This is a genomic window from Corynebacterium mastitidis DSM 44356 (genome assembly GCF_000375365.1).
In the GTDB taxonomy this organism is placed as follows: domain Bacteria; phylum Actinomycetota; class Actinomycetes; order Mycobacteriales; family Mycobacteriaceae; genus Corynebacterium; species Corynebacterium mastitidis.
Genome location: NZ_AQXB01000005.1, coordinates 133,459 through 149,790, shown reverse-complemented (window position 1 = coordinate 149,790; position 16,332 = coordinate 133,459). Strand labels below are relative to the sequence as shown.

The following is a 16,332-nucleotide window of genomic DNA, read 5'->3' as shown; positions in this document are numbered from 1 at the left end:
CATACCCGCAATGAGTGATACGTCAACAAAAGCGGGGTTTATTGGTTTATGTTGTCCAGGTAACACTTTGTGGTGGCATTGCGGTGGTGGCATAATCTGGGGGCATGGCAGTTGCACCGAGGTGGCTCACGGAAGATGAGCAGGCCTTATGGCGCCTCCTCCTGGCGGCCATGAGGAAGATCGATCGCGTCTTGGACGAGACGCTTCAGGTGGGGCAGGACCTGTCCAGCTCGGAGTTCGCCGTCCTGGCCACCCTCTCCGAGGTGGAGGGGTGCAGCATGCGGCTGCGCGACCTGTGCTGCTCCCTGGACTGGGACCGCAGCCGGGCCTCGCACCTGGTCACGCGCATGGTCAAGCGGGGCCTGGTGACCAAGGGGCGCAGCGAGGGGGACGCCCGGGGGGTGGAGGTCTCCGTGACGGGGGAGGGGATGAGGCGGCTGCGCAGCGCGGCCCCCGAGCACGTGGAGAGCGTGCGGCGGCTGATCTTCGACCACCTCGACGCGGGGCGGGCCGACGCCCTCGCGGGGTTCCTGCGCGGGGTGCTCGCGGTGGAGAACGTGCCGGGGGTACCCGGCTTCGAGGGGACCCTCTGCGCGGACGTGGAGCGCGCCGAGTAGGGGGCGTGCGTGGCGACGCCCCCGGCGCGGGGCCGGGCGGGCCGGTCCTAGCCGCGCCCGGCGGGGCGGCGCGGATCGAGCAGGCCGGAGCCCTCCGGCGCGCGGGCGGGATCGCCGCCGCGCTCTACCTGGCGGTTCTCGGCGTCCACGAACACCACGCGCGGGGAGTACCCGGCTAGCTCCTCCTCCGAGTACATCGCGTAGCCGATGATGATGACGAGGTCGCCCGGGCTGATGAGGCGGGCGGCGGCGCCGTTGATCCCGATGATCCCGCTGCCGCGCTCCCCGGCGATGGCGTAGGTGGTCAGGCGGTGCCCGTTGTCAATATCGACGATGTCGATCTGCTCGCCCTCCAGGAGCCCCGCCGCGTCCATGAGGTCCAGGTCGATGGTGCAGGAGCCCACGTAGTGCAGGTCCGCCTGGGTGACGGTGGCGCGGTGAATCTTTGACTTGAGCATGGTGCGAAACACGATTGCCAACCCTACCCTGGGGGCGCGCCCGGGCGGAACTAGCCCAGAGGCTCCATCTCGCTTTCCACCACCCACTTGTGGTTCTGCACCCGCTGGTTCCCGGACCCGTAATCCACCATGTACACCGTCTCGTCCGTGGAAAAGTCCACGGTGGCCGAAGCCCCCTCCATGCCGGGCATGTGATCCGCCGCCAGGCGAACCTCGGCGCCATCGGGCAGGCGGGCATCCCCCGCGCCCTCGATCTCCTCCTGCACCACCCACTTGTGCGCGGTGCCCTCCGGGGTGGGGGCGTAGGTGACCGCGTAGGCGTACGTGGAGTACGCGCCCGAGACGGTGGCCTCCACACCCTGCATCCCGGGCATGTGATCGGCGGTCAGCCGCACCGCGGTGCCCACCGGGTAGGTCGGGTTGGTGGCGGGGGCGATCCCCTCGGGGGCCGGGCCGCCGTCGGCGTGGTGATGGTGCCCCTGCGCGTGCGCGGCGTCCGTGGGGGCGTGCTCCGGTGAGGGGGAGGAGTCGGTGGAGGCTGTGGAGGCGTCGGTGCTGGTGGTGTTGGTGGCGTCGTTGCCGCAGGCGGCGAGGGGAAGGGCCAGGGTCAGGCCGGCGGTCAGGAGTATCTTCTTCATTCCTCCACCGTAATCGCGGGCGGCGGGCTATATCCAGGCGATGTGTCCAAGATTCAGCACGTACAGGACCTGGGTCAGCAGCAGCGCCGCCCAGAACAGCAGGAAGGGGGAGAATAAGGCGGCGAGGGCGAGCAGGCCCGCCCGGAGGCTGCGGGCCGCCACGCCCGCTACGAGCGCCGCGCCGCCGAGCGCCAGCGGGTATCCGGCGTGATCGATGGGTCCGTCCTGTGCGCTCAGGGCCACCGCGAGGACCACGAGGAGGGCCGCGGCGGAGAGGGCGTAGGACAGGCGCGCGAGCCGGGAACGGGAGATCATGCCTCCATTGTGGGCGTCGGGCGAGGAAAACGAAAGGCCCGGGCTCCCTACTTATAGGGAACCCGGGCGGGACATGGTGCCCCCGACAGGAGTCGAACCTGCGACCTACGGTACCGGAAACCGGCGCTCTATCCACTGAGCTACGGAGGCGGAAGCCCCGCTTACCGGGGCAACGCAGCGATTCTATCACCGGGTGCGGGGCAAACCTAACCGAGGGCCTCGGGGTCCTGCGCCACCACCCTCATCATGTAGTCCGCCACCCCGTGCGGGTCCTCGTAGAAGTCCCGCAGGGCGCGAAACGCCGTGGTCTCGCGCAGGGTGGTGCGCACCAGGCCCGCCTCGATGATCTCCCACACGGCGGCCCCGGGGTAGGAGAGCAGGATGGGCGAGTGCGTGGACACGATGATCTGCGCGCCGCGCTGCACGAGCGCGTGGAGCTGGCCCAGCAGCGCCATCTGCCGGACGGCGGAGAGCCCGGCCTCCGGCTCGTCCAGGATGTAGAGGCCGCGGGGGTGGAAGTAGCGGTCGATGGCGCTCATCACGGACTCCCCGTGGCTCTTGCCCTCGAGGAGCGCGCGCAGCTCCGGGGCCTTGAGGAAGTTGCCCGGCACGTTGATGTGGGATTCCGCGCGCAGGTAGTAGCCCTCCATCGCGCGCGGCCCCCGTGTCACCGAGGCCACGCCCTGGAAGGGGCTCTCGCCCCGGGTGGTGTCGCGGGGCGAGGGGCCGCCGCGCAGCCCGTAGGGCCCGCCCTCGATGCTGAAGCCGCAGGCCACGGCGATGGCCTCGATGAGGGTGGACTTGCCCATGCCGTTTTCCCCGGTGATGAAGGTGGCGGGGGAGCGCAGCGGCAGCGGGCGGCGCTCCACGGCCAGGATGGAGGGAACCTCGGTCACCCAGTCCGGGAGGGCGCGCCTGCGCAGGTGTGGCGGGAAGAGGAAGAAGGACTCCACGAAGAGGTCAGCCACGATCGCCCTCCAGGAGGTAGCGGGCGGTGCCCTCCGGGTCGGCCACGAACTCCTCGGTGGCCTGCACGGCCTCGGCGCGGCGGAAGTCCACGGGGGCGATGCCGCCGGGGCCTATCTCGAAGAGAGCGGAGCCCGGGATGGCCATGAGGACGGGGGAGTGCGTGGCGATGATGAACTGCGCGCCCTGGGTGGACATCCGCGCGATGTGCCCGAGCAGCTCCAATTGGCGCAGCACGGAAAGGCCGGCCTCCGGCTCATCCAGAATGAATAATCCGCCGCCGTGAAAGCGGTGCCGGATTATCTGCATGAGCGATTCCCCGTGGCTCATGTGGTTGAGGTGTTGATCCCCCGGGGCCTCGTCCCCGTAGGCGACGGCCACATTAAAGTGCGTTTCTCCGCGCAGAAAGTATCCGTCGCTGGGATTCCGGGAACGCACCAGGGTGAGGTGCTCGTGGAGGCAGGAGACGTCGTCTATCCCCGGGGCGTCGAGGTTGCGGGTGCCACCCTGGGGCTTGAATCCCATTCCCGTGGCGATGGCCTCGATCAGGGTGGACTTTCCGGCGCCGTTTTCCCCGGTGAGCACGGTGACCGAGGCGGAAAGATCCAGGGGGTGCCGGGCGAGGTGGCGCACGGCGGGCAGCCGGGCCACGTAGCCCTCCTGGATGCGGGAGAGGGGGACGTCGATGCGGGCGGCGCGGAGAAATCCCATGACGCACAGGTTACCGCACGCGCCCGTGAGTGAGCCTCATCACTAAAGTTCTGGTGCGGCCTATTGCGTCTGCGATACTGGACGCACTGGAAGAAAGGTAATCACATCGTGGATTCGCTCGCGCTCGCCGCGCTGGCGGGAGTTACCCCGCTCATTACGTTTTTTGTTCTGCTCATGGGGCTTAAATGGAAAGCGCTCTGGGCCGCCCTGGGATCGGTACTAGTGGGTTTCCTACTGGCCGTTACCCTTTTTGACACCCCGGCCGTGGAGGCCGCCCTGGCCTTTGCCCAGGGGGTTTCCTTCGGCATCTTCCCGGTGATCTACATCATCATCGCCGCGGTGTGGATCTACGACCTCACGGTGTCCTCCGGGCGCTTCGAGGACCTGCGCCTGGTGTTCTCCAAGATCGGCAGGGGAGACATGCGCGTGCAGGCCATGCTCATCGGCTTCGCCTTCGGCGGGCTGCTGGAGGCCCTGGCCGGGTTCGGCGCGCCGATCGCCATCGTGGCCGCCATGCTCTACGCCATCGGCATGAAGCCGCTGAAGGCGGCCCTGGTCACGCTGGTGGCCAACGCCGCCCCCGTGGCCTACGGGGCGATGGCCATCCCCGTGACCACCGGCGGCGCGCTGGCGGGCCTCCCGGCGGAGGGCGTCGCGGGGCTCGTGGGCAGGCAGGTCTCCGTGCTGGCCCTGGTGGTGCCCTTCGTGCTGTGCCTCATCATGGATGGCTGGCGCGGCCTGCGCCAGGTGTGGCCGATGGCCCTGGTGCTGGGGATCTCGTTTGGCGGCGGGCAGTTCCTGGCCTCCAACTACTTCGCCTACGAGCTCACCGACGTGGTGGCCTGCCTGCTCTCCCTGGCCGCGGGCCTGGCGCTGCTGCGGGTGTGGGACCCCACCACCCCGGAGGATCAGGCATCGCAGTCCACCGGGGGAGCGGCGGTGCTCAGCCCCGGCAAGATCGCCCTGGCCCTGTTCCCCTACGTGCTCATCGTGGCGGTGTTCGCCGTGGCCAAGCTGTGGCGCTGGGGCGTGGACATCCCGGCGGCGCTGACCGGCACCGACGTGCTCATCGAGTGGCCGCGCCTGGGCACCACCTTTACGCTTAACTGGCTCTCCGGCCCCGGCACCATCCTCATGGTGTGCGCGGTCATCACGGTGGCGGTGCTCAGCGCCTTCGACGGAAACGGCGAGTACCGCCTGGGCTGGCGGGGCGGCTTCGCGCAGCTCGGCGGCGGGATCCTGCGCATGCGGATGTCCTACTTCACCATCGCCGCCGTCATGGGCCTGGCCTACGTCATGAACCTCTCGGGGCAGACCGCCGCCATCGGGGCGCTGCTGGCCTCCACGGGCGCGATGTTCCCGCTCATCTCCCCGGTGCTGGGCTGGCTGGGCACCTCGGTGACCGCCTCGGCCACCTCCTCCAACGCGCTCTTTGCGCAGATGCAGGCCACCACCGCCACGCAGGTGGGGGCCGATCCCTCCCTGCTGGTGGCGGCCAACACGTCCGGCGCCACGCTGGGCAAGATGCTCGCCCCGCAGACCGCCGCCATCGCGGCCGCCGCCACGCACATGGAGGGCGGGGAGTCCAGGATCCTCGCCGCCGCGGTGCGGTACTCGCTGCCCCTGCTGGCGGGGATGTGCCTCCTGGTGTTCCTCCAGTCCACCCTGGGGTAGGGGCACGGGGCCCGGAGGCGTCGATAGTGCCAGGCTCGGGGCGGCCGCGCCGGGAGTGTGGGCTAGACTCCCGGTTATGACCCCTGTTGAGCTTTCCTCTTTGATTCGCCGCCACGCTGCTTCGGTGCTGTCCGAGCACGACCTCGACGCCTCGGTGCTGCCGGAGCAGGTCACCGTGGAGCGGCCGCGCAACCCCGAGCACGGCGATTACGCCACCAACCTCGCGCTTCAGGTAGCAAAGAAGGCGGGGGCCCAGCCCCGGGAGTTAGCCCAGTGGCTCGCGCAGTCCCTCGCCACCGAGGAGTCCGTGCTCTCCGCGGAGATCGCCGGGCCGGGCTTTTTGAACCTGCGCCTGGCCGCCGCCGCGCAGGGCGAGATCATCGCGCGCGTGTGGGAGCAGGGGGCAGACTACGGCCGCAGCGACCTCTACCAGGGCCTCACGGTGAACCTGGAGTTCGTCTCGGCCAACCCCACCGGCCCCATCCACCTGGGCGGTACCCGCTGGGCCGCCGTGGGGGATTCCCTGGGCCGCGTGCTGGAGGCCTCCGGCGCCGCCGTGACCCGGGAGTACTACTTTAACGACCACGGCGAGCAGATCGACCGCTTCGCCCGCTCCCTGGTCGCCGCCGCCAAGGGGGAGCCCACCCCGGAGGACGGCTACGGCGGGGACTACATCAAGGACATCGCCGCCGAGGTGCTCAAGCGGCGCCCCGACGCCCTGGACCAGGAGCCCGCGCAGGCGCAGGAGACCTTCCGCGAGCTGGGCGTGGCGATGATGTTCGAGCACATCAAGGAGTCCCTCCACGAGTTCGGCACGGACTTCGACGTGTTCTTCCACGAGAACTCCCTCTTCGAGTCCGGCGCGGTGGACTCCGCGATCGCCACCCTGAAGGACAACGGCAACCTCTACCCCAACGAGGGGGCCTGGTGGCTGCGCACCACCGAGTTCGGGGACGATAAGGACCGCGTGGTCATCAAGTCCGACGGCAACGCCGCCTACATCGCGGGCGACATCGCCTACATCGGGGACAAGATCGGCCGGGGCCACGACCTGTGCATCTACATGCTGGGCGCGGATCACCACGGCTACATCAAGCGCCTCAAGGCCGCCGCCTCGGCGCTGGGCTACTCCGCCGACCAGGTGGAGGTGCTCATCGGCCAGATGGTCAACCTGCTCAAGGAGGGCACGCCCGTGCGCATGTCCAAGCGCGCGGGCACCGTGATCACCCTGGACGACCTGGTGGAGGCCATCGGCGTGGACGCCGCGCGGTACTCCCTGGTGCGCTCCTCGGTGGATTCCTCCCTGGACATCGACCTCGGGCTGTGGGCCTCCCAGTCCGCGGAGAATCCCGTCTACTACGTGCAGTACGCGCACGCGCGGCTGTGCTCCCTGCACCGCAAGGCGAGCGCCGTGGGCGCCCCCGAGGACGCCGCCCCGGACTACTCCCTGCTCACCCACGAGCGGGAGGGCGACCTCATCCGCACGCTGGGCGAGTACCCGGCCGTGGTGAAGGCGGCCGCCGAGCTGCGCGAGCCGCACCGCCTGGCCCGCTACTGCGAGGAGCTCGCCGGGGTGTTCCACCGCTTCTACGACCGCTGCCAGATCCTGCCCAAGGAGGACGAGCAGTGGCAGCCCATCCACACCGCCCGGCTCTCGCTGGCCGGGGCCAGCCGCATCGTGCTCGCCAACGCCCTGAACCTGGTGGGCGTGCGCGCCCCGGAGCGCATGTAGCCCGCACGTAGCCCGCGCGCACGGGGCGGAGCGGGAGGCGGAAAAGTAGTGTATGAGCGGGCACACGGTGTAGCGTAGCCCGGGTGTACCTACCGCGCGGTAGGTGATGGAATACAGGACGCGGCAATACGCGGGTGCAGCCCGGGGCCGCCCGAGCGCAGAGCATATAAGGAACGCATGGACGCCGATAGGTTCAACGAGCTGCCGAGCCACGTGTGGCCCGCCCACGCCCGCCGCCAGGAGGACGGGGTGGTGACCATCGCCGGGGTGCCGCTCCCGGAGATCGTGGAGGAATACGGCAGCCCCGCCTTCGTGATCGACGAGGCGGACTTCCGCTCGCGCTGCCGCGCCATGGCCGAGGCCTTCGGCGGGCCGGGCAACGTCCACTACGCCGCCAAGGCCTTCCTGACCCGCGCGGTGGCCCGCTGGGTGGACGAGGAGGGGCTCTCCCTCGACGTCGCCTCGGAGAACGAGCTGCGCATAGCCCTGGCCGCGGGGTTCCCGGCCGGGCGCATCGCGGCGCACGGGAACAACAAGTCCGAGGGCTTCCTGCGGCTCTGCGCGGACTGTGGGGTGGGCCACGTGGTGCTGGACTCCTTCCAGGAGATCGAGCGCCTGGCCCGTATAGCCGAGGACGCCGGGGTAATCCAGCCGGTGCTGGTGCGGGTCAAGCCCGGGATCGAGGCGCACACCCACGAGTTCATCGCCACGGCGCACGAGGATCAAAAGTTCGGCTTCTCCCTGGCCTCCGGCTCCGCCCTGCGCGCGGCCCGGCTGGCCTTGGAGAGCCCGCACCTGCGCCTGGTGGGGCTGCACTGCCACGTGGGCTCCCAGGTCTTTGACGCGGAGGGCTTCTCCCTGGCCGCCGAGCGGGTGCTGGGCCTGCTGGGGGAGCTGCTGCGCGAGTGCGGCCCTGGGCACCCCGAGGGGCCCGAGGGTCTGGCCCGCCAGCTCTCCACGCTGGACCTGGGCGGCGGCTACGGCATCGCCTACCTAGACGAGGAGAGCCCCCTGGACGTGGCCGCCGTGGCCGCGGACCTGCTGGCCAAGGTGCGCGGCCACGCCGAGGAGCTGGGTCTGCCCGCCCCCACCGTCACGGTGGAGCCGGGGCGCGCCATCGCGGGCCCCTCCACGGTGACGGTGTACACGGTGGGCACCGTCAAGGACGTGCACGTGGAGGACGACCGCCTGCGCCGCTACCTCTCCGTGGACGGCGGCATGTCCGATAACATCCGCCCGGCGCTCTACGGCGCCCGCTACGAGGCGCGGGTGGTGTCCCGCTTTGTGGACGGCGCCCCGGTGGACAGCCGCGTGGTGGGCTCCCACTGCGAGTCCGGGGACGTCCTCATCGACTCCGCGCCCCTGCCGGACGACATCGGCGCGGGCGACCTCCTCGCCATCCCCGCCACCGGGGCCTACTGCTACGCGATGTCCAGCCGGTACAACGCCTTCGGGCGTCCCCCGGTCATCTCCGTCTCCTCGGGCAAGGCGAGCGTGATGCTGCGCCGGGAGACGGTGGAGGACCTGCTGGCGCTGGAACAGGACTGAGAAGGGGAACCGAGTGTCCGAGCAGCACGAAGGCGACGCCGCGATCCGCGTGGGGGACCGGGAGCGCGGCGCCGCGCTGGAGTCCCTGACCGAGTATTTTGTGCGCGGCTTCATCGACGCCGCCGAGTTCGAGGAGCGCACCGGCCAGGCCGCGGCGGCCCGCACCCGGGGCGAGGTGACCGCCGTGCTGGGGGATCTGCCGGAACTCGCGCCGGAGGAGGCCGCCGCCGAGGCCGAGCGCAGGGGTCAGCGCGAGCTAGATTCTCTGCTCAAGCGCGGATACAAGATACAGTCCATCGATGCCGTGGCCGGCACGGTGGCCGCGGCGGCGTTACTGAGCCTGATGTTTGTGAGCTGGGGATGGTTGTGGGCGGTGGTGATTGGCTCCCTTGCTCTTCCCTATGTGTGGCGGGCGCTGCATTCCTATAGCGACGAGGACGAGAAGATCTTCAGCGAGCTACAGGAGGACGAAAAGAAGAGAAGGTCCGAGCGGCTGCGCATGGCCGCCCGGCGGCGTCGGGAGTTGGGGGCCTAAGTATTCCCCGGGGGAATTATTTTCATCGCCCGCCCGGGCGTTTTTCCGCCCCGCGCGGCTGGGGCCTGCACCGGCGCGGCCCCCGAGGGCGCGTGCCCGCCGCCGGGGCGCGCTCGCCTGCGTCCTGACCGGGGAGATCGCTATAGTTAGCGGAAAAGACACACAAGGGTACGAGCAACGATTTCTGGGAGAACTATGAGCACCACCAGCGAGGTAACCGCCACGTCGGACGCGCCGCAGGGCCGCGAGGTGGGCGTTGCCATCCTCGGCCACGGCACCGTCGGCTCCGAGGTGCGCCGCCTCATGGAGGCCAACGCGGAGGCCTTCACGCACCGCATCGGCGGCCCGCTGGCCCTGCGCGGGGTGGCGGTGTCCAACCCCACCAAGCACAGCCGCACCGTGCCTGAGGAGCTGCTCTTTGACGACGCCATGGAGCTGATCGCCCGCGAGGACGTGGACGTGGTGGTGGAGGTCATCGGCGGCATCGACTATCCCCGCAAGCTCGTCCTGGCCGCGCTGAACGCGGGCAAGTCCGTGGTCACCGCCAACAAGGCGCTGGTGGCCGCGCACGCCGACGAGCTCGCGGAGGCCGCCGAGGCCGCGGGCGTGGACCTGTACTTCGAGGCCGCCGTGGCGGCGGCGATCCCCGTGGTGGGGATGCTGCGCAGATCGCTGGCGGGCGATCAGATCCAGCGGATCTCCGGCATCGTCAACGGCACCACCAACTTCATCCTGGACGCGATGGACAACACCGGCGCGGGGTATGACGAGATGCTGGCCGAGGCCACCCGCCTGGGCTACGCGGAGGCCGACCCCACGGCGGACGTCGAGGGCTACGACGCCGCCTCCAAGGCCGCGATCATGGCCTCGCTGGCCTTCCACACCCGGGTGACGGCCTCCGACGTGCACTGCGAGGGCATCACCAAGGTCACCGCCGAGGACATCGAGGCCGCCAAGAGCGCGGGCTACACCATCAAGCTCCTGGCCATCTGCGAGCGCATCGCCCACGAGGAGGGCAAGGACTCCGTGTCCGCCCGCGTGCACCCCACGCTGGTGCGCCGGGACCACCCGCTGGCCAGCGTGAGCGGCTCCTACAACGCCGTGTTCGTGGAGGCCGAGGCCGCCGGGCGGCTGATGTTCTACGGCAACGGCGCGGGCGGTAACCCCACGGCCTCCGCCGTGCTGGGCGACCTGGTGGGCGCGGCGCGCAACAAGGTCCACGGGGGCCGTGCGCCGGGCGAGTCCACCTACGCCCACCTGCCGCTGGCGGACTTCGGGGAGGTGCCCACCCGCTATCACATCGACATGCACGTGCGCGACCGCGTGGGCGTGCTGGCGGAGATCTCGGCGGTGTGCGCCCAGCGCGGCATCTCCCTGCGCACGGTGCGCCAGGAGGAGCGCGAGGACGCCGCGCGCCTCATCCTGCTCACCCACACGGCCCCGGAGCAGGACCTGAGCACCACGGTGGAGGAGCTGTCCCGCCTGGACGACGTGCTCAGCGTGGACACGGTGATCCGGCTGGCGGAGTGACGGGCCGAACGCGAGCGGGACGGCCGGAAAAGACACAAGCGGTAAGGAGCGCAGCATGAGCGTGGAACTAGAGGTGGGCCGCCGCGCAGTGGTGCGGGTGCCCGGGTCCACGGCCAACCTGGGGCCGGGCTTTGACACCCTGGGCATGGCGGTGAGCATCTACGACACGGTGGAGGCGGAGGTCATCCCCGCCGGCCTGGAGGTGGAGATCCACGGCGAGGGGGAGGAGGACCTGCCGCGCGACTCCTCGCACCTGGTGGTCAAGGCCCTGCAATCTGGCCTGGCGGCGGCGGGGGCCACGGCCCCCGGCCTGCGCCTGGTGTGCACCAACGCGATCCCGCAGTCGCGCGGGCTGGGCTCCTCGGCCGCCGCCGCCGTGGCCGGGGTGCTGGCCGCCAACGCCCTGGCGGGCTTCCCCCTGGACCGGGAGCGCCTGGTGCAGTTGGCCTCCACCTTCGAGGGGCATCCGGACAACGCGGGCGCCTCGGTGCTGGGCAGCGCGGTGGTCTCCTGGACGGAGATCCCCGTGGACGGCCGCAGCCAGCCGGCGTACCGTGCGGTGTCCGTGCCGGTGCACCCGGAGATCCGCGCTACCGCGCTGGTGCCGGACTTTCACGCCTCCACGCAGGCGGTGCGCCGGGTGCTGCCCAGCCACGTCACGCACACGGACGCGCGCTTTAACGTCTCGCGCACGGCGGTGATGACGGTGGCGCTCCAGAGCCACCCCGAGCTGTTGTGGGAGGGCACCAGGGACAGGCTGCACCAGCCCTACCGCGCGGACGTGCTCCCGGTCACGGCGGAGTGGGTCAACCGCCTGCGCAACCGGGGCTACGCGGCGTATCTTTCCGGGGCGGGCCCCACGGTCATGGTGCTCTCCACGGGGCCGGTGGAGCCCGCGATCCTGGCGGAGGCCCGCGAGGCCGGGCTGGTGGTCCACGAGCTGGAGGTGGCCGGGCCCCCCACCGTGGAGGTGGGCACCGCCTGAGCCGCCGCTCAGGCGGGGTCGCGGAACTCCTCGGGGGAGGTCGCGGCGTCGTCGCCGGTGCTCAGCACGATGGTGCAGGTGCAGTTGCTGCGCAGCGGCAGGAAGCGGATGCCCTCGGGGGCGCCGAGGTACTCCTGGAAGAAGCCCTCGTGCAGGCCGCACACGGAGGGGTGCGGCGGGTTCTGGTTGTGGATGAAGGGGCAGGCGCGCAGGTCGATGGCGGTCCTGTCCTCGCGGAGCCGGGGGTCAAAGCCCAGCGTGCGCAGCTTTTCCATCAGCTCGTCCACCGTCCCCGTGCCCTTGGACCGCGCCCAGAGCCGACCCACCTCCTTGGCCTGCTCCACGTCGATGACCTTGGTGAGGTGGGTGATGAGGTCGATGTACTCCTCGGCCACGGCCCGGGTATCGGGCACCCGCGCCTGGTAGATGAGGGTGGGGCGGCCCCGGCCCTGTGCCGGGGCGGCGCGCTGGCTCACCGCCTGCTGGGCGATCAGCTCCTCGAGGTGCCCGCGCACGGTGTTGGCGTGCATGCCCAGGCGCTCGGAGAGCTGGGTGGCGCTGGCCCCGTGGGGGAACTCGCGGAGGACCCCCAGCACGGCGTTTTGCTTGGGGCTGAGCGCAAGACTCTCGGGGAAGAGGTCGGTGACAGCGCGGGGCGCGCGCTGCGGTGCCTGAGTCGCGGGCATGGTCCTCCTGGTCCGTGGTACTGCTACGAGTCCGTCATTGTAGCGATAAGGCCTGAAAGCCTAGCCCTCAGCCCTGTTCCCGGGCCCCGGCAGCGCGATGACCTCAAACTCCCCGGCGGCGAGGTGCTTGCGCAGGTCCTTCTTGTCAAACTTGTTCACGGAGGTCTTGTCGATGCTGCGCACGAAGGTCCAGTACTCCGGCAGCATCCAGTGCGGCAGGGCGGAGCGCAGCCGGTCGCGCAGCAGGCGCGCCGTCTCCTCGGTGGGGGCGTGGGGGGCGTGCAGGACGGTGACCACCAGGGGCCGCTCGCCCCACTTCCTGTCCGGGTAGCCGATCACGGCGGCCTCCACCACCTCGGGGGCCTCCATCACCAGGTTCTCCAGCAGCGCGGAGTAGATCCACTCCCCGCCGGAGCGGATCACGTCGCGGGCGCGGTCGTGGATGGTGAGGTAGCCGTCGGAGGTCACCGAGCCCACGTCCCCGGTGCGCAGCCAGCCGTCCGCGGTGAACTGCTCCGGCGGCTGCTCGCCTCGGGGGTCGTAGTAGCCAGCGGCCACGAGGTTGCCGCGCACCTGGATCTCGCCCTGGTTGCGGTCGGTGGCGGAGACCACCTTGCCGTCGTTGACCACCCGGTATTCCAGCGCGGGGGGAAAGCGCCCCTGGCTGATGCGGTAGGCCCAGCGCGCCTCCCCGGACGCCCCGGCGGGGGGACGGGCCACGGTGCCCACCGTGGAGGTCTCCGTCATGCCCCACACGTGGATCACGTCCACGCCGTAGCGCTCCTCCCACATGCGGATGAGGATGGGCGGGGCGGGGGAGCCGCCCACGTAGATCTCCACCAGGGACATCCGCTCCGGCGGGTGGTGCAGGTAGTGGACGATGAGCTGCATCCACACGGTGGGCACGCCGTGCGCCACGCGGGGGTGGGTGGCGGCGATCAGCTCGGCCAGGGTGGCGGGGGAGAGGTCCGGGCCGGGGAAGATCAGGGGGGTGCCCGCCATGAAGGCGGCGTAGGGCACGCCCCAGCTCAGCACGTGGAAGATGGGAACGCAGCACAGGAAGGACTCTCCCTCGGTGAGGGCGAAGGACTCCGTGGTGCGCAGCTCCATCGCCATGAGGTACATGGAGCGGTGGGAGTAGGCCACGGGCTTGGCCGGGCCGGTGGTGCCGGTGGAGTAGCACAGGGCGGCGGCGGTGGTCTCGTCGAGGGTGGGCCACTCGTAGGCGGTGGGGCGGGCGTCGAGAAGCGCCTCGTAGGAGTGCACCGCCACGGACTCGGGCAGGAGGTCGTGCGGCAGGGGATCCAGCCCGGTAAACAGCACCGCGCGCACGCCGGGGCAGCCCGCCACGACCTCCGCCAGCCGAGGGGCCAGGCGCGGGTCCGCCACGATGACCTCCACCTCGGCGTGGTTGACGATGTGCCGGATCTGGCCGACCATGAGGTTCTTGTTCAGCGGCGTGATCACGGCCCCCATCGCGGGCACCGCCAGGATCGCCTCGAGGTGCTCGGAGCAGTTGTCCATGAACGTCCCCACCCGCTGATCCCCGGTGATGCCGAGGTCGTCGTGCAGCGCGTGGGCCAGGGCGGCGGCGCGCGCGCCCACCTCCGCGAAGGTGGTGGGGGTGCCGCGACCCTCGTCCCAGGTGGTGACCCGGGTATCCCCGTGCACGGAGGCCCCGTAGGCGAGGATACTGGCGACGGACAAGGGAATGTCCTGCATCGTGGACTGCATGTGGTCTACTGTAATCCGGCAGGCACCCCGGCGGGTACGCGCGATCCCGGCGATGGGCTACACTGGACGAGGATCAACCCCCGAGGCCGCCCGCACACGAGGCGGCGGGAGCCGCGAGGGCGTGCATGGGGGTTGTGTATTTCCCACGGGGCTTGCGGTTTTTCTTGTGCCCGCGAGGCCTCATACAGGTCTAGCCCGTGCCCCGCGCCGAGCGCGGGGCGGCGAGTTCCGCCTGCAGAACACAGAAAAAGGCTTCCGGTACGCCGGAGAACGGGCGCCTTCTGCCCGGACCTTCTCACATCACTTCCGGTCAAGCGATGAAAGGACATCTGTGACCACACCGGAGAACGCCGCCCAGGGGGGCGGCTCCGAGCAGAACCTTGCGACCCTGCGTATCCCCGAGCTGCGCGCCATGGCCGCGCAGATGGGGCTCAAGGGGGTATCGGGTTTGCGCAAATCCGACCTGATCGACGCCATCCAAGGACGGGGGTCGCGCGCCGCGCGCCGCAGCGCCCCCGAGAAAACATCTGTCAAGGAGTCAGAAGCATTGGTGGACCACACCGCACAGGGGGATTCCCACAACGACCAGGCCGCCGGGGGCAGCGCGGGGGGCGACGCCGCCCGGGCGCGCACCCGGGACGCGGGGGAGTCCGGGGCCAGGAACGAGGCGGCCGCTGAGGAGCGCACCGAGCGCACCGAGCGGTCGGATCACTCGGCGCAGTCCGAGAACCGCGAGGAGCACGGCTCCGACAACGGGCACTACGAGTCCCGCTCGGCGGCGCGGCGCGCCCGCCGGAACCGGGCGCGCCAGCAGCACCGCGGGGAGGATTCCGCGGAGCGCCGCGAGGATAACGGGCGCGGCGAGAACAACCGCAGCGGGGGAGACTCCGACGGCGAGCACCGGGACTCCCGGGAGCAGCGCGGCGGGCGGGGCCAGCGCCGCAACAACCGGCGCAACAACCGCCGCGGCCGGAACAACGGCAACAACGGCAACGACGGCGGGCGCGAGCACAGCGAGCAGCTTCTGCCGGAGGAGCTGGAGCAGGTGGCGGGCATCCTGGACATGGTGGACAACAACGTGGCCTTCCTGCGCACCACCGGCTACCATCCCTCGTCCGCGGACGTGTACGTCAGCGGCCAGCTCATCCGCAAGTGCGGGCTGCGCGGCGGCGACGCCATCGTGGGCCAGGTCAAGCAGGGGCAGACCCAGACCCGGGGCCACGGCCGCAACAAGCAGAAGTACAACAACCTCGTGCGGGTGGACACCGTCAACGGCATGGCGGTGGAGGAGGCCCGGCAGCGCCCCCACTTTGCCAAGCTCACCCCGCTGTATCCCAACCAGCGCCTGCGCCTGGAGACGGAGCAGAAGATCCTGACCACCCGCGTGATCGACCTCATCATGCCCATCGGCAAGGGGCAGCGCGCGCTCATCGTCTCCCCGCCCAAGGCGGGCAAGACCACGATCCTGCAGAACGTGGCCAACGCGATCTCCGTGAACAACCCGGAGTGCTACCTCATGGTGGTGCTGGTGGACGAGCGCCCGGAGGAGGTTACGGACATGCAGCGCTCCGTCAACGGCGAGGTGATCGCCTCCACCTTCGACCGCCCCCCGAGCGAGCACACCGCCGTGGCGGAGCTGGCCATCGAGCGCGCCAAGCGCCTGGTGGAGCAGGGCCGCGACGTGGTGGTACTGCTGGACTCCATCACCCGCCTGGGGCGCGCCTACAACAACTCCTCCCCGGCCTCGGGGCGCATCCTCTCCGGCGGCGTGGACTCCAACGCGCTCTACCCGCCCAAGCGCTTCCTGGGCGCGGCCCGCAACATCGAAAACGGCGGCAGCCTGACGATCATTGCCACGGCGATGGTGGAGACGGGCTCGGCGGGCGATACCGTGATCTTCGAGGAGTTCAAGGGCACGGGCAACGCGGAGCTGAAGCTGGACCGCAAGATCTCCGAGCGCCGGGTGTTCCCCGCCGTGGACGTGGGACCCTCCGGCACGCGCAAGGACGAGCTGCTGCTCGCCCCCGAGGAGGCGCGCCTGGTGCACAAGCTGCGGCGTATCCTGGCGGCGTTGGACAACCAGCAGGCCATCGACCTGCTCATCAAGCAGTTGAAGAAGACCAAGAACAACGGCGAGTTCCTCATGCAGGTGGCCTCGTCTGCGCCGATGGCCGCGCGGGATGATGAGGAGGACTATTCCTAA

15 protein-coding genes and 1 tRNA gene are annotated in these 16,332 nt (G+C 70.4%); 8 read left to right on the top strand and 8 right to left on the bottom strand.

Annotation, left to right across the window (positions count from 1 at the left end):
* The first annotated feature begins 104 nt into the window (after nucleotides 1-104).
* Nucleotides 105-617 carry a MarR family winged helix-turn-helix transcriptional regulator gene (locus tag B140_RS0107280; protein WP_026166118.1) on the top strand — a complete coding sequence of 171 codons (513 nt, stop codon included), beginning with the start codon at nucleotides 105-107 and terminating at the stop codon, nucleotides 615-617.
* A 47-nt stretch (nucleotides 618-664) separates the two neighbouring features.
* Here the strand turns inward: B140_RS0107280 and panD are convergent, their stop codons facing one another.
* The 6 genes from panD to B140_RS0107250 all read right to left on the bottom strand — a co-directional run bounded on the left by panD (nucleotide 665) and on the right by B140_RS0107250 (nucleotide 3,705).
* Entirely contained in the window at nucleotides 665-1,087 is a 423-nt protein-coding gene (gene panD / locus B140_RS0107275; protein WP_018118698.1) for an aspartate 1-decarboxylase, read from the bottom strand.
* A gap of 38 nt (nucleotides 1,088-1,125) precedes the next feature.
* A complete protein-coding gene (locus B140_RS14555; protein WP_018118697.1) occupies nucleotides 1,126-1,713 on the bottom strand; it encodes a YdhK family protein in 588 nt (195 codons plus the stop codon).
* A gap of 27 nt (nucleotides 1,714-1,740) precedes the next feature.
* Nucleotides 1,741-2,028 (bottom strand): hypothetical protein, encoded by a 288-nt coding sequence (locus B140_RS0107265; RefSeq protein WP_018118696.1) that lies wholly within the window; start codon nucleotides 2,026-2,028, stop codon nucleotides 1,741-1,743.
* A gap of 74 nt (nucleotides 2,029-2,102) precedes the next feature.
* A tRNA-Arg gene (locus tag B140_RS0107260) sits at nucleotides 2,103-2,178 on the bottom strand.
* 56 nt (nucleotides 2,179-2,234) lie between these two features.
* A complete protein-coding gene (locus B140_RS0107255) occupies nucleotides 2,235-2,996 on the bottom strand; it encodes an AAA family ATPase (RefSeq protein ID WP_018118695.1) in 762 nt (253 codons plus the stop codon).
* Nucleotides 2,989-3,705, bottom strand: coding sequence for an AAA family ATPase (locus B140_RS0107250; protein ID WP_018118694.1), 717 nt, complete (start codon nucleotides 3,703-3,705; stop codon nucleotides 2,989-2,991). Before B140_RS0107250 ends, B140_RS0107255 begins: the two co-directional genes overlap by 8 nt.
* Nucleotides 3,706-3,813: 108 nt before the next feature.
* Here B140_RS0107250 and B140_RS0107245 point away from each other — a divergent pair, with 108 nt between their 5' ends.
* The 6 genes from B140_RS0107245 to thrB all read left to right on the top strand — a co-directional run bounded on the left by B140_RS0107245 (nucleotide 3,814) and on the right by thrB (nucleotide 11,709).
* A complete protein-coding gene (locus B140_RS0107245; protein ID WP_342341592.1) occupies nucleotides 3,814-5,379 on the top strand; it encodes an L-lactate permease in 1,566 nt (521 codons plus the stop codon).
* A 76-nt stretch (nucleotides 5,380-5,455) separates the two neighbouring features.
* Nucleotides 5,456-7,111, top strand: a complete 1,656-nt coding sequence (gene argS / locus B140_RS0107240) for an arginine--tRNA ligase (protein WP_026166115.1) — start codon at nucleotides 5,456-5,458, stop codon at nucleotides 7,109-7,111.
* Between the two features lie 177 nt (nucleotides 7,112-7,288).
* Nucleotides 7,289-8,659, top strand: coding sequence for a diaminopimelate decarboxylase (gene lysA / locus B140_RS0107235; RefSeq protein ID WP_018118691.1), 1,371 nt, complete (start codon nucleotides 7,289-7,291; stop codon nucleotides 8,657-8,659).
* A gap of 13 nt (nucleotides 8,660-8,672) precedes the next feature.
* Nucleotides 8,673-9,194 carry a DUF1707 SHOCT-like domain-containing protein gene (locus B140_RS0107230; protein ID WP_018118690.1) on the top strand — a complete coding sequence of 174 codons (522 nt, stop codon included), beginning with the start codon at nucleotides 8,673-8,675 and terminating at the stop codon, nucleotides 9,192-9,194.
* Between the two features lie 195 nt (nucleotides 9,195-9,389).
* Nucleotides 9,390-10,724, top strand: a complete 1,335-nt coding sequence (locus tag B140_RS0107225; RefSeq protein ID WP_018118689.1) for a homoserine dehydrogenase — start codon at nucleotides 9,390-9,392, stop codon at nucleotides 10,722-10,724.
* Nucleotides 10,725-10,779: 55 nt separating this feature from the next.
* Nucleotides 10,780-11,709, top strand: a complete 930-nt coding sequence (thrB, locus tag B140_RS0107220) for a homoserine kinase (RefSeq protein WP_018118688.1) — start codon at nucleotides 10,780-10,782, stop codon at nucleotides 11,707-11,709.
* A gap of 8 nt (nucleotides 11,710-11,717) precedes the next feature.
* On the opposite strand, the gene B140_RS14550 is transcribed toward thrB, so the two are convergent.
* Nucleotides 11,718-12,395 carry a helix-turn-helix transcriptional regulator gene (locus B140_RS14550; protein WP_051069269.1) on the bottom strand — a complete coding sequence of 226 codons (678 nt, stop codon included), beginning with the start codon at nucleotides 12,393-12,395 and terminating at the stop codon, nucleotides 11,718-11,720.
* A 60-nt stretch (nucleotides 12,396-12,455) separates the two neighbouring features.
* Nucleotides 12,456-14,129 (bottom strand): long-chain fatty-acid--CoA ligase, encoded by a 1,674-nt coding sequence (locus B140_RS0107210; RefSeq protein ID WP_018118686.1) that lies wholly within the window; start codon nucleotides 14,127-14,129, stop codon nucleotides 12,456-12,458.
* Between the two features lie 412 nt (nucleotides 14,130-14,541).
* Here B140_RS0107210 and rho point away from each other — a divergent pair, with 412 nt between their 5' ends.
* On the top strand, nucleotides 14,542-16,332 hold the full coding sequence (gene rho / locus B140_RS0107205) for a transcription termination factor Rho (protein WP_425304662.1): 1,791 nt from the start codon (nucleotides 14,542-14,544) through the stop codon (nucleotides 16,330-16,332).